Origin of the sequence: Sphingopyxis sp. Root1497 (assembly GCF_001427085.1) — a bacterium.
Taxonomy (GTDB): Bacteria; Pseudomonadota; Alphaproteobacteria; order Sphingomonadales; family Sphingomonadaceae; genus Sphingopyxis.
In genome coordinates this window covers 438,172-450,727 of the sequence record NZ_LMGF01000001.1, presented here as the reverse complement: position 1 = coordinate 450,727, position 12,556 = coordinate 438,172, and the positions used below count along the sequence as shown (strand labels likewise).

Annotated in this window: 12 protein-coding genes; 6 read left to right on the top strand and 6 right to left on the bottom strand. The window is 66.4% G+C overall.

Going from position 1 to position 12,556, the window contains the following annotated elements:
- Positions 1-239 precede the first annotated feature (239 nt).
- From ASD67_RS02060 to ASD67_RS02050, 3 genes are read left to right on the top strand one after another with little or no spacing between them, the layout of a single operon-like run.
- The gene (locus ASD67_RS02060) at positions 240-3,236 is read left to right on the top strand and encodes an isoleucine--tRNA ligase (protein ID WP_056342495.1); all 2,997 of its coding nucleotides are present in this window, start codon (positions 240-242) and stop codon (positions 3,234-3,236) included.
- 3 nt (positions 3,237-3,239) lie between these two features.
- Positions 3,240-3,761: a signal peptidase II gene (gene lspA, locus ASD67_RS02055; RefSeq protein WP_056342492.1), complete on the top strand. Its 522-nt coding sequence runs from the start codon at positions 3,240-3,242 to the stop codon at positions 3,759-3,761.
- Between the two features lie 26 nt (positions 3,762-3,787).
- Positions 3,788-4,204 carry a DUF3035 domain-containing protein gene (locus ASD67_RS02050; protein WP_056342489.1) on the top strand — a complete coding sequence of 139 codons (417 nt, stop codon included), beginning with the start codon at positions 3,788-3,790 and terminating at the stop codon, positions 4,202-4,204.
- 64 nt (positions 4,205-4,268) lie between these two features.
- Here ASD67_RS02050 and ASD67_RS02045 read toward each other — a convergent pair whose 3' ends face one another.
- The 4 genes from ASD67_RS02045 to dxs form a co-directional block, all read right to left on the bottom strand.
- The gene (locus ASD67_RS02045; protein ID WP_056342486.1) at positions 4,269-5,378 is read right to left on the bottom strand and encodes a tetratricopeptide repeat protein; all 1,110 of its coding nucleotides are present in this window, start codon (positions 5,376-5,378) and stop codon (positions 4,269-4,271) included.
- A gap of 73 nt (positions 5,379-5,451) precedes the next feature.
- Positions 5,452-6,120, bottom strand: coding sequence for a hypothetical protein (locus tag ASD67_RS02040; protein WP_056342483.1), 669 nt, complete (start codon positions 6,118-6,120; stop codon positions 5,452-5,454).
- Positions 6,117-6,545: a hypothetical protein gene (locus tag ASD67_RS02035; protein ID WP_056342481.1), complete on the bottom strand. Its 429-nt coding sequence runs from the start codon at positions 6,543-6,545 to the stop codon at positions 6,117-6,119. The genes ASD67_RS02040 and ASD67_RS02035 overlap by 4 nt, the downstream gene beginning before the upstream one ends.
- Positions 6,542-8,470 carry a 1-deoxy-D-xylulose-5-phosphate synthase gene (gene dxs, locus ASD67_RS02030; RefSeq protein ID WP_056342477.1) on the bottom strand — a complete coding sequence of 643 codons (1,929 nt, stop codon included), beginning with the start codon at positions 8,468-8,470 and terminating at the stop codon, positions 6,542-6,544. The genes ASD67_RS02035 and dxs overlap by 4 nt, the downstream gene beginning before the upstream one ends.
- 175 nt (positions 8,471-8,645) lie before the next feature.
- On the opposite strand from dxs, the gene ASD67_RS02025 reads away from it, so the two are divergent.
- A complete protein-coding gene (locus ASD67_RS02025) occupies positions 8,646-9,593 on the top strand; it encodes a hypothetical protein (protein ID WP_056342476.1) in 948 nt (315 codons plus the stop codon).
- A 105-nt stretch (positions 9,594-9,698) separates the two neighbouring features.
- On the opposite strand, the gene ASD67_RS02020 is transcribed toward ASD67_RS02025, so the two are convergent.
- A complete protein-coding gene (locus ASD67_RS02020) occupies positions 9,699-9,950 on the bottom strand; it encodes a hypothetical protein (protein ID WP_056342473.1) in 252 nt (83 codons plus the stop codon).
- Between the two features lie 223 nt (positions 9,951-10,173).
- On the opposite strand from ASD67_RS02020, the gene ASD67_RS02015 reads away from it, so the two are divergent.
- Positions 10,174-11,178 carry a MipA/OmpV family protein gene (locus ASD67_RS02015; protein WP_056342470.1) on the top strand — a complete coding sequence of 335 codons (1,005 nt, stop codon included), beginning with the start codon at positions 10,174-10,176 and terminating at the stop codon, positions 11,176-11,178.
- 44 nt (positions 11,179-11,222) lie between these two features.
- Positions 11,223-11,654 carry a DUF3592 domain-containing protein gene (locus ASD67_RS02010; RefSeq protein WP_162248525.1) on the top strand — a complete coding sequence of 144 codons (432 nt, stop codon included), beginning with the start codon at positions 11,223-11,225 and terminating at the stop codon, positions 11,652-11,654.
- Between the two features lie 4 nt (positions 11,655-11,658).
- On the opposite strand, the gene ASD67_RS02005 is transcribed toward ASD67_RS02010, so the two are convergent.
- A complete protein-coding gene (locus ASD67_RS02005) occupies positions 11,659-12,549 on the bottom strand; it encodes a LysR substrate-binding domain-containing protein (RefSeq protein ID WP_056342464.1) in 891 nt (296 codons plus the stop codon).
- Between the last annotated feature and the right edge of the window lie 7 nt (positions 12,550-12,556).

Genomic DNA, 12,556 nt, shown 5'->3' with positions numbered 1-12,556 from the left:
AATGCGCGCAGAGACGCAGAGGACGCAGAGAAAAACGGTTCAAGCGAAGCCGCGAAGGCGCGAAGAAGAATGATTGGCGGCTTCGCCGCCCTTTCTCGCTATTTCTCTGCGCTCTCTGCGCTCTCTGCGCGAAACTTTTTCTTTCGCGTCTTCGCGTCTTCGCGTGAACCCCTTCTTCCTCAAGATGCCAGCGCCCATTGTCTTTGCTCCCACGCGAATCTGCGCTAAGCGCCGCCCCCATGACCGACAGCACGCCCACCGCCGAAACCCGCGACTATCGCGACACCGTCTTCCTGCCCAAGACCGACTTCCCGATGAAGGCCGGCCTGCCGCAGAAGGAGCCGCTGATTCTGGCGAAATGGGTCGAGGGAAATCTGGAAGGCCAGATTCGCGAAAGCCGCGAGGGCCGCGACCAGTTCATCCTCCACGACGGCCCGCCCTACGCCAATGGCGACATGCACATCGGCCATGCGCTCAACCATATCCTCAAGGACATGGTCGTCCGCACCCAGACGCTGAAGGGCAAGGACGCGCCTTATGTGCCCGGCTGGGACTGCCACGGCCTGCCCATCGAGTGGAAGGTCGAGGAACAATATCGCAAGAAAAAGCTCAACAAGGACGAGGTTCCGGTCGAGGAATTCCGCGCCGAATGCCGCGCCTATGCGCAGCATTGGGTCGACACCCAGCGCGAGCAGTTGAAGCGCCTCGGCATCGGCGGCGACTGGGACCATCCGTACCTCACGATGGATTATGAGGCCGAGGCCACCATCGTCCGCGAACTGCTCAAATTCGCCGCCAACGACATGCTCTATCGCGGCGCCAAGCCGGTGATGTGGTCGCCGGTCGAAAAGACCGCGCTCGCCGAGGCCGAGGTCGAATATGAGGATATCGTCTCGACGCAGATCGATGTCGCGTTCGAGATCGTCGAAAGCCCGATCGCGGAGCTGGTCGGCGCGCATGCGGTGATCTGGACGACGACCCCGTGGACGATCCCGGTCAACCAGGCTTTGGCCTATGGGCCGGATGTCGAGTACCAGATCGGCGACATCACGGTTCACGCGAAGGGACTGGAGCGATTCCGGGGCCGTTTCCTTGTCGCGGTCCAGTTGCTGGATTCCTTCAAGCAACGCGTCGAACGCTTCCTTCGCGCACAACCGGAAGCCAATGATTGGCCCACGGACGCCCCGATCCTCGAATGGGATTACGTCGCGGTTCCCGAACGGAGCGACGTTGCATTTCCCGGCGCCGTGTTGAAAGGCTCCGACCTCGCCGGCACCATCGCCCGCCACCCGATGCACAAGCTCGGCGGCTTTTTCGCACGTCCGCGTCCCTTCCTCGCGGGCGATTTCGTCACCACCGACAGCGGCACCGGGCTCGTCCATATGGCGCCCGACCATGGCGAGGACGATTTCGACCTGTGCAAGGCGAACGGCATCGACCCCGTGTTCGCGGTCGAAGGCGACGGCAAATATCGCGAGGATTGGGGCTGGCTCGGCGGTCAGGGCAGCGTCATCAATCCCAAGTTCAACGCCCCCGACGGCCCGATCTGCAGCGACCTCAGCGCTGCCGGCGGCCTCCTCGCCGCCAGCGCCGACTACCAGCACAGCTATCCGCACAGCTGGCGCTCGAAGGCCAAGGTCATCTTCCGGGCGACGGCGCAATGGTTCGTGCCGATGGACCGGGTGATGACGCATATCGAGCCCAAGGCACCGCGCGAGCAGCGCTGGGAAAGCGAAGGCGGTGCGATCAACCCGCATGAGGAGGACCTGTGCGCCGCGCCGACGCTGCGGCAGGCGGCGATGCAGGCAATCGACGACACGCGCTTCGTCCCCGAAAAGGGCCGCAACCGCATCGGGTCGATGGTCAAGGACCGCCCCGACTGGGTGCTGTCGCGCCAGCGCGCCTGGGGCGTGCCGATCACGCTCTTCGTCGACCGCAAGACCGGCCAGTATCTCAACGACCCGCAAGTCAACGACCGCATCGTCGCGGCGGTGAAGGCGGGCGGCGTCGATGCATGGAGCGACGCGCGTGCGCAGGAATATCTCGGCGACGCCTATGACGCCGCCGATTACGAACGCATCGTCGACATTCTCGACGTCTGGTTCGATTCGGGCTGCACCCACGCCTTCGTGCTGGAGAGCGGCCGCTGGCCCGCGCTCGTCCGCCACGACGGCGGCACCCACAGCGCCGACCTCTATCTCGAGGGCAGCGACCAGCATCGCGGCTGGTTCCAGTCGTCCTTGCTCGAAAGCTGCGGCACGCGCGGGCAGGCGCCGTATAAGGCGGTGCTCACCCACGGCTTCACCATGGACAGCAAGGGCCTCAAACAGTCGAAATCGGTCGGCAACACCACCGATCCGGTCAAGGTGATGCAGACCAACGGCGCCGACATCATCCGCCTGTGGGCACTGTCGGTCGATTTCACCGAAGACCACCGTATCGGCGACGAAATCCTCAAAGGCGTCGCCGACCAGTATCGCAAGCTGCGCAACAGCTTCCGCTACCTGCTCGGCGCGCTCGACGGGTTCACGGAAGAAGAGCGCATCACCGACGTCGCGGCGATGCCCGAACTCGAACGCTATATGCTCAGCCTGCTCGCCGACCTCGACAAGCGGATGGCGCAGGCGGTCGAGGATTTCGACTTCAACAGCTACACGCGCCTGCTGTCGGACTTCTGCAACGAAGACCTGTCTGCTTTCTACTTCGATATCCGCAAGGACGTCCTCTACTGCGACCTCGGCCCCGCCGCGCCGCTCGGCACCGACACCCGCCGCGCGTACCGCAGCGTGCTCGACATCCTCTTCCACGCGCTCGTCCGCTACGCCGCCCCGGTGCTGGTGTTCACCAGCGAGGAAGTCTGGGGCACGCGCTATCCTGACGCGACCAGCGTCCATTTGCTGGAGTGGCCGACAGTCGAGGCGGGCTGGAACGATGCCGCACTCGCTGCGAAGTGGGCAGGCGTCCGCACTCAGCGCGAAGCAGTGACCGAGGCGATCGAACCCTATCGTCGCGAAAAGACGATCCGATCGAGCCTCGAAGCCGAGGTCACGATTCCCGATCCGACGCTAGACGCGACCGCGCTGGAGGAAGTGTTCATCGTGTCGGTTGCCCGCGCGGGCGAAACGCTTTCCGTCACCCGCACCGAAAACCACAAATGCGGCCGCTGCTGGCGCCACCTGCCCGAGGTGGTCGAGGACGGCGCCTTGTGCAATCGCTGCGACACGGTATTGAGCTAAGCCATGTCCAGCACCCGTTCGCCGCACCTGAAGTTCGGCCTGATCATCGCCGCCGTCGCCTTCCTGCTCGACCAGATCAGCAAGTGGATCGTCATCACCCCGCTGTCGCTCGAGGCGAAGCGCGTGATCGACATCCTGCCGATCTTCCGCCTGACCTGGGCGGAAAATACCGGCATCTCGCTGTCCTTGTTCGCCGACGGGGGTGAGACGATGCGCTGGATCCTCGTCGCGGTCACCGCCGCGGTGGCGAGCGCGGTGTTGATTTGGATGACCCGCGAAAAGGCGAAGGGCGACGTCTTCGCGCTCGCGCTGATCTTCGGCGGCGCGCTCGGCAATATCGTCGACCGCGTCCGCTTCGGCTATGTCGTCGACTTCGCCGACCTGCATTTCGGCGATTTCCGCCCTTTCCTCATCTTCAACGTCGCCGATGCCTGCATCACCATCGGGGTGCTTTTGCTGGTTGCGCGCGCGCTGCTCTTGGGCGAAAAGGCCCCGAAGGCGGGCGACCAGCCCGCCGCCGATTAAACGGGGCGTACAGGAGTGATTTTCAAGTGAACCGGACCACCGCCATTCTTGCCGCCGCCCTGGCCGCATCGACGCTGTCGGCCTGCGGGTCGAACAATCTGTTCAGCCGCGACCGTCCCGACGAAATGCGCGTGTCGCGCCAGGCACCGCTGATCGTGCCGCCCGACTATTCGCTCGTCCCGCCCGCGCCGGGCGCGGCACGTCCCGGCGGCGAAACCACCGCCGAACAGACGCTCCGCACCCTTTTCGGCGGCCCCGCCCCGCGCAGCACGACCGAAAGCGCCGTCATCGGCAGCGCCGACGGCGCTCGCGCCGACCCCGGCATCCGCAGCCAGGTCGGCAGCCCGACCACCGAGGTCGTCGACAAGGGCCTCGTCACCCGCGACATCCTGGTCTCGCCCGAAGGCGACGGTCGCGACGCGCAGGCGGCGATTCCGGGCTGATTTCGGCCTGGCAAAACGGATGATCGACGGCCCGGCATTGCCCGGGCCGTTTTCGTTGGGGCGCTCAGCCCTCGGGCAACACCTGTCCGCGGCCATCGACCGCCGGAAAGACCAAAGCGTCGAACAGGCCGCACACCGCGATCCCGACCTTGTGGCATTCCTCGGCGCGCGCCTGCACCGCCCGCTGCCGCGCTGGCGACAGTCCGTTCATGAACTTAAGGCGAATCGGGCCGACCTCATAGGCACCATTCCAGAAGGCGAGGATCGCGGCAGTGGCGGCGATGTCCTGATCGGCCGGCTTCTTCATGCAGCAACCGACATTGCGCGCTATGCTCCACAGGGCGTCGGGATGCCCCTGGTTGGCGGCCGCGATCACCAGTTCTCGGGCGCGGACAAAATCCGCCAGCGGACTGTCGGCATCGGTGAGCAGCGCGGCGAGCGCCATCTGCGCCACCGCATTGCCCTTGTCGGCCGAAGCCGCGAACCAGCGCGCCGCCGCCGCCTTGTCCTGTGCCACGCCTTCGCCGTGGAGATAGTCGGACCCGAGCAGGAACAGCGCATCGCTGTCCCCCGCCAGCGCGCGGGCATCGCGTTGCTCCTGCCAGCGCAGCGCGCCATGATCGGGCAATAGCCCCGCGGCGCGCAGCTCTTCCAGCACAGGCCCCGCCGTCTCCTTGTTCTCCGATCGCGCGCGCTGGATCATCAGGTCGGCGCCTTCGATGTCGACCGGCCCGCCCTCGCCGCGCGCCATCATCATGGCGAGAATCACCATCGATCGGTCCTCGCCCTTCGCGGCGGGTCCCTGCAACAGCGCGCGTACCTGTGGCAGGTCCGCCGGAACGCCAAGGTCGCCGCGATATAATAGGGCCAGGTTGATCTGCGCGAGGATCATGCCCCGGTCGGCGGCCCGGCGCCAAAGGTCGGCGGCCGCGCCCCGGTCGACCGCGCGCCCCTCACCGGCAAAAGCCATATAGCCCAGATGGTAGTCGCCCTGGAGGTTGCCCGCGTCGCGCGCGGCGGTGAAATGCCGGGCCGCCGCGGCAAAATCCTTGCGGTCGATCGCGGCGACGCCGTCCTCGATCGGTCCGGCCCAGCCCGGCACGGCAAAAGCGACGGCACCAAGCAGAGCCAGTATCGCGGCGGCAACCCCCCGCATCGTCGTCGTCACCGTCATTCGCGCATCCCCGCTTTCGCTATTTCCGTCCGGCCTGACGGCAACCGATGGACAAAGGCTTAAACCGCGGCGCTCAGCTGAACAGGCTCGACAGGATGAACATCGCGGCCAGGCTTTCGACCATCGCGCGCGATGCATGGCCGAAGGCGCGCAGCCGGCCGCATTGCAGGTGCTGGTTGAACCACGCGGTCTGCAGGAAACCGAACCACAAAAGCCCGAACAACGCGAGCGCGCCGCCTGCGAGCACCGCCCAGTCATGGCCCTGCTTGACCAGGATCACGGCGGTTCCCAGCATCATCGCCAGCACCGCGGCGACATAGCATTGGCTGTAAAAGGGCGCGCGCAGCGTGGCGCGATCGACCTGCAGCCCGCGCGCACGAACCAGCCGCGTCGCCATCATCACCGGAAACAGGCTGTAAAGGACGATACGCAGGAGGATCAGGTCGGTGTTCGTGCTGACCAGCGCCGACAGCCCGACCTTGCTCGCCACCACCGCGTCGTTGCCGACCAGCGCGATCTCGGCGGCGTGGACGATGATCAGCGACAGCAGCAGGAACAAAGGCGGGCTCAGCGTGTCGGTATATTGCTGGTCGGACACATCGCCCTGCTCGACGTCCGAATAATCCATCATCTTGAGCGGGTGCACGAGCACCCGCCACAGGGTGACCGGATAGAAGACCAGCCACGACATCACCTCGTACAGCAGTTCGTCGAGCGATTGCAGGAGGTTGAAGAAGTTCATGCGGCATCCTCGACCGGCGACGCTTGCCCTTTGGAAAGCCAGCGCGCGAAATTGCGGACCGTTGTCGGCTGGCTCCGGTCCCAATTCGCCCAGCGTTTCCAGTCGAGGCCGCGGCTGTTGCAATAATGCTCGAGCCAGTCCTGCGGCTCCTCATCGTCGATCGGCAGGTCTTTCAGGAAATCGTCGTCGGGATGCGGGGTCAGCCCCACGGGCCAATAGGCCCATTCGGGCTGCAGCTCATCCCAGAGGAACTCCGCCACGTCGCGCTCGCAATCGCCGGCCAGCATGGCAATGAACCGTTCGCGCCCGACATTGTCGCGCCGGGCCGCCAGCGCCGCCGCCTGCCGTTTGTCACGGCGCGCGGCGATGAGCGAATAGATCAGGAACAGGGCGACGCAGCCGGCGGCGAACCACCAGCCGCTCAAGCCCGGACCCCCGCCTCCTCGACGCCCGCGCTGTTGTGGCGCAGCGCCTTCAGCACCGTGTCGACGATCTGCGGCGCGTTCAGCCCCGCGGCGTCATATTGTTTGTCGGGCGAATCCTGGTCCTGGAAGGCGTCGGGCAGGCGCATCGTGCGCAGCTTCAGCCCCGCGTCGATCAGCCCCTCGTCGCTCGCCAGGGTCAGCACATGCGCGCCGAGCCCGCCGACACTATTCTCCTCGATCGTCACGCACACCTCATGGTTCGCGAGCGTCTTGCGGATCAGTTCCTCGTCGAGCGGCTTGGCGAAGCGCAGGTCGATCACGCTCGTCGACAGGCCGCGCGCTTCGAGCGTGTCCGCCGCCTTCAGCGCCTCGGCGAGCCTTGTGCCGAGCGACAGAATCGCGACGGTCTTGCCACTGCGCACGACGCGCCCCTTGCCGATCTCCAGCTTCTGCGGAACTTCGGGCAACGCCACCCCGGTGCCATTGCCGCGCGGATAGCGGAACGCGATCGGCCCATCGTCATATTCGGCCGCGGTATAGGTCATGTGGACCAGTTCGGCCTCGTCGGCCGCCGCCATCACCACCATGTTGGGCAGCGTCGCCAGATAAGTGACGTCGAACGACCCCGCATGGGTCGATCCGTCGGCACCGACCAGCCCGGCGCGATCGATCGCGAAACGCACCGGCAAATTCTGGATCGCGACGTCATGCACGACCTGATCATAAGCGCGCTGGAGGAAGGTCGAATAGATGGCGCAGAACGGCCGCATCCCCTGCGCCGCCAATCCGGCGGCAAAGGTCACCGCATGCTGTTCGGCGATGCCGACGTCGAAGGTCCGGGTCGGATGCGCCTTGGCGAATTTATCGACCCCTGTGCCCGACGGCATCGCCGCGGTGATCGCGACGATGCGCGGGTCGGTGTCGGCGAGTTTCGCCAGCGTTTCGCCGAACACATTCTGATACGCCGGCGGTCCCGGCGGCGCCTTCGCCTGCTCGCCGGTGATCACGTCGAATTTCTGGACGCCATGATATTTGTCGGCGGCGGCCTCGGCGGGGGCATAGCCCTTGCCCTTCACCGTCACCGCATGGATCAGCACCGGACCATGGTCGCTGTCGCGCACATTCTCCAGCACCGGGATCAGATGGTCGAGATTGTGACCGTCGATCGGCCCGACATAATAGAATCCGAGCTCCTCGAACAGCGTCCCGCCCATCGCCATGCCGCGCGCATATTCGTCGGTTTTCTTCGCCGCCTTGTGCAAGGGTTCGGGCAGCTTGCGCGCAAAGCGCCGCGCGATCTCGCGCAATTCGACGAACGGCCGCGACGACACCAGCTTTGCCAGATAGGCGCTGAGCCCCCCGACCGGCGGCGCGATCGACATGTCGTTGTCGTTGAGGATGACGATCAGCCGGTTGCCCGCCGCGGCGGCGTTGTTCATCGCCTCATAGGCCATGCCCGCCGACATCGACCCGTCGCCGATCACCGCGATCGCGCGGCCCGGCTGATCCTTCAGCTTGTTGGCGATCGCAAAGCCGAGCGCGGCACTGATCGAGGTCGAGCTATGCGCGGCGCCGAACGGGTCATACTCGCTCTCGCTACGCTTGGTGAAGCCCGACAACCCGCCGCCGGTGCGCAGGGTGCGGATGCGATCGCGGCGCCCGGTGATGATCTTGTGCGGATAGCATTGGTGGCCGACGTCCCAGACGATCTTGTCGCGCGGCGTCTCGAACACATAATGGAGCGCGGTGGTCAGCTCGACGACGCCAAGCCCCGAGCCCAGATGCCCGCCCGTCGTCCCGACCGCCGAAATCATCTCGGCGCGCAGTTCGTCGGCGAACTGGCGGAGGTCTTCGGGCTTCAGCTTGCGGAGGTCGGCGGGGACATCCACCGTGTCGAGCAGCGGTGTTTGCGGGCGATCGGTCATCGCCCGGTCATACTGGCAAGTGCCGATAGTGTCGAACGAAAAGGGCGCGCGCCGGGGGCCTCCGTCCACCGCGCACGCGGGGCGCACCAAATTGTTTCGAGTTGCATTTCGCGCGCCGATCGCCTCAGATTTGCGGCGGCATCCGCCGACGCGGCGCGGCGAAAAGGATCGGGACATGACGACGGGAAAGACACGGGTTTCGATGATCGGCGCGGCCGGCGCCGCGGCGGCGGCGCTGCTCCTGACGCCGGTGATCGCCGTGGCGCAGAGCGGCACCGACGATGCCTTTGCCGGCCCCTATGCCGGCGCCAGCTGGTCGCTGAAAAAGGTCAAAAACGGCACCGGCCAGTGCATGATGATCGTCAATCACGGTGCGATGGGGCTCGACGCGGCGGGGACGAAAACCGTCAAGGAACGTTACGGGTCCGGCGGCGTGGCGCTGATCGAATGGAAGGGCGGCTGCAACGCCGACGGGCTGATCAGCGGACCCGGCACGCTCTACATCGACCTCGACGAGACCGGCGACTTTTTCTCCAAACGCTTCATCGGCACCGCCGACCGCGGCGTGCTGAACGGCCCGGTCGGCTACAACGCCTATTATGATGTCGACGCCGACGAATATGACGAACTCGACCCCGACCAGCCGGTGACCTTCGTCAACGGCTGCAACAACTGGAACGGCAAGCAGCCGAGCAGCTGCGACGCCGGCCAGTCGGACCGGCTGCGCGGCCAGCATATGGCAAGCCGTGGCGGTTCGACCGCCAAGCCGGCCCCTGCGGCCCCGAAACCGGTCGCTGCGACACCGGCAAAACCCGCCGGCCCGGTGGCCGTCGACATTCCCCCGTCCGAAACGGGCCATCTCAACGAAGAGCAGAATGCCGCCGCCGCCGCCTGGCTCAAGGCAGACACCGAGGCGCGACGTATCCAGGCCGAAAAGGTCGCCGATTTCGAACGCAAACAGGCCGACTTCAACAAGAAACAGGCCGATTATGAAAAGCAGCAGGCCGACTATCGCGCCGCCGTCGCCGCGCACCAGGCCGAGGTCGCGCGCGTCGCCAAGGCCAATGCGGACATCGACGCCTGCAACAAGGGCGACCGCTCGCGCTGCCCGGCGCCGAACTGAACCGGCGACGCTGTACGCCGCCTGACCGCGTCGGCCCCTCCGTCGGCCGCTGCGCGGCTGCCAAAATACCGCCATTCCCCAGAGAGGGCGGTCCTTCCCTGCATCCTATTTGGCGTCGGTATCCTCGGCGCCATCAGCCGGCGGCGGCGCCCGTTTCGCGACGTCGACCTGCGCATAGAGCCCGCGCACCATCAGGTCGGTGAACACCAGCATCACCCCGACCATACCGAGCAACAGCACGGCCGCAATGACCGGCAGCGGCCCGACGCTGGCGACCATGCCGCGCCGCTCCAGCAGCGCAAGCCCGGCGGCGCCAGCCATCAGCGCATAGCCGACGAACCGCGGGATCCGGCTCATGCCCCTGTTCTTTCGGTGACGTCACGACGGAACAACGGGACAGCCATGGCGTCAGCGCCGATGTCGCGCCGCGCAACATCGGGCGCGGGATTGTAATGATTGCGGGCCATGTGACGCTGCATGGGAACTAAATCCCCCGTCGGCAAGTCTCTGTCTTTCCAAGCCCCCGTGCTTCGCATACACCCCCAGCACGAGGGGCAAGACCATAGGAACCTAACGCTTTATGCCGATGCCCGCCTTTCTCCCCCGCCTTGCGCTTCCGGCGCTGCTGCTTTGCGGCGCCGCCCCTGCCCAGGCGATGGACGGCCCCGCACTCGGCTATGACCTCGCCGGCCTGAGCGCCGAGATCGCGCCCGGCCGCCCGGCGCCCCGCACCACGCCTGTCGCCTATCTGCAGGACCGCGACATCGACGAGGCGATTCTGCTCCCCGCCGCCTCGCCCGAAGGCGACGACAGCGACCGCAAATGGTCGCGCGACTATATTTCGGTCGCCGGCGGGGTAATCACCGCGCCGAGTTACAACGGCTCCGACGACCGCGTCGTCCTGCCCGCCTTCTACGTGCGCGGCCGGCTCAGCGGCTTTTCCTTCTCGACCCGCGGCACCAATCTGCAGGTTGACCTGATCCGCCAGAAGCGCGGGCAAAAGACCGACCTGAAATTCGGCCCGATCATCAACCTGCGCAGCGACCGCACCGGCCGCATCAAGGACGCCCAGGTCGAGGCGCTCGGCGAAAAGAAGATGGCGGTCGAACTCGGCCTGTCGGCGGGCGTCACCCACACCGGCATCGTCACCAGTGGTTACGATCAGGTCGGTTTCCGCGTCGTCGGGCTCGCCGACATTTCGGGCAAGCATGGCAGCTGGGTCATCTCGCCGACCATCGATTATGGCACCCCGTTGTCGAAACAGGCCTTCATCGGCATGTCGGCGTCGGTGAACATCTATGGCAAAGGTTTTGGCCGCTATTATTTCGACGTCGACCCGGTCGGCAGCGCCGCGAGCGGCCTGCCCGTCTATACCGGCGCCGGGAACAAGGTCACCGCGGGCAAATATACGATCGGCCTCGCGGGCGCCTATGGCCTGTCGGGCGACCTGCGCAAAGGCTTCGTGCTGATCGGCGGCGCCCAATATGGCCGGATGCTCGGCCGCTACGCCGATTCGCCGATCGTCGCCGACGCAGGCAGCGCCGACCAGTGGCTCGGCGGCATCGGCCTCGCCTATCAATTCTAGACGGGGACCCGTCCGTCCCCATCTTCGTTCCGGGGGGAAGCGAAGTGGCAGAAGACCAGATATTGCGCCTGATCCCGTGGTTCTTCGCGGGGATCGGCCTGCTGTTCGCGAGCATCGGCCTCGCCATGGCGAAAAAGGAAATGCGCGGCCGCCGCTGGCACGAGGTCGAGGGCCGGATCGTCGGCCATGACAGCCATTGGAGCAGCGACAGCGACGGCGACCGCACGCTGATGCACACCGCGACGATCGAATATCGGCTCGCGGGCGTCACGAAACAAATTCCCGACAGCCTGTCGACCAACCACCCCAAAGCGGTCGGCAGCATCATGCGCGTCCGCTACAACCCCGACGATCCCCATGACGTCATGATATGGGCGCCGATGCGCAACGGCTGCTTCATCGGCCTGTTTGTCGGCCTCGGCTCTCTGTTCGCGCTGGTCGGCGGGGTTTGGATCGCCTTCACGATGATCGGCTGACGCGTCAGGCCAGCCCCGCCATCCGCAGCCGCGCCTTCATCGCCGCAACGAACAGCCGCACCGACGGCAGCGCGGCGCGCGACGGTTCGAACAGCAGGTGGACGGGCAGCGCGGGCGGCTGATCACCGGCGAGCAAGGATATCAGCCGCCCGGCGTCGACCGCGTCCATCACCTGGTAACTCAGCAGGTTCGCGATCCCCACCCCCGCTTCGGCCGCCGCCATCGCGCCGTCGACCGTGTTGACCACCAGCCGTGGCCGCGCCTCGAGCTTCAGCCGCGTGCCGGCGAACTGCCATTCGCCCCCTGCGCGCGGCCCGTCCATCGCGATCAGCGCATGATCCGCGAGGTCGCCGACCACCGCCGGGGCGCCCTGCCGCGCGAGATAGGCGGGGCTCGCGACCAGCATCTGCCGCACCGCGCCGATGCGCACCGCTTTCAGCGCCGAATCGGCGAGCGGCCCGATGCGCAGCGCGACGTCGATCCCCTCCTCGACGATCCGGACGTTGCGGTCGACCAGCATCATCCGCGCGGTCAGCGCATCATGTTCGGCGAGCAGAGCACTCACCACCGGCAGCATATGCAGCCGCCCGAACATCACCGGCGCGGTCAGGTACAGCTGGCCGCGCGGTTCGGCCGCCGCACCGCGCACCGCGCGCTCGGCGCCCGCGAGGTCGCCAAGGATGCGCCGCGCTTCGCCAAGAAACGCCGCGCCGGCGTCGGTCAACACCACCGCGCGGGTCGAACGGTGGAACAGGCTCGTCCCCAGCCTGTCCTCGAGCGCGGCGATGCCGCGCGTCACCGCGGGCGGCGAATGGCCCAGCTTGCGCGCCGCGGCGGCGAAGCCGCCCTCGCCCGCGACCGCAACGAACATCTCCAGCGTCAGCAAGCGGTCCATCGATTAT

Coding starts and splice junctions, on each gene's coding strand:
- lspA (WP_056342492.1), top strand. CDS start 3,240: ATGTCCAGCACCCGTTCGCCGCACCTGAAGTTCGGCCTGATCATCGCC.
- ASD67_RS02015 (WP_056342470.1), top strand. CDS start 10,174: ATGCCGATGCCCGCCTTTCTCCCCCGCCTTGCGCTTCCGGCGCTGCTG.
- ASD67_RS02020 (WP_056342473.1), bottom strand. CDS start 9,950: ATGAGCCGGATCCCGCGGTTCGTCGGCTATGCGCTGATGGCTGGCGCC.
- ASD67_RS02025 (WP_056342476.1), top strand. CDS start 8,646: ATGACGACGGGAAAGACACGGGTTTCGATGATCGGCGCGGCCGGCGCC.
- ASD67_RS02045 (WP_056342486.1), bottom strand. CDS start 5,378: ATGACGGTGACGACGACGATGCGGGGGGTTGCCGCCGCGATACTGGCT.
- ASD67_RS02060 (WP_056342495.1), top strand. CDS start 240: ATGACCGACAGCACGCCCACCGCCGAAACCCGCGACTATCGCGACACC.
- dxs (WP_056342477.1), bottom strand. CDS start 8,470: ATGACCGATCGCCCGCAAACACCGCTGCTCGACACGGTGGATGTCCCC.
- ASD67_RS02005 (WP_056342464.1), bottom strand. CDS start 12,549: ATGGACCGCTTGCTGACGCTGGAGATGTTCGTTGCGGTCGCGGGCGAG.
- ASD67_RS02040 (WP_056342483.1), bottom strand. CDS start 6,120: ATGAACTTCTTCAACCTCCTGCAATCGCTCGACGAACTGCTGTACGAG.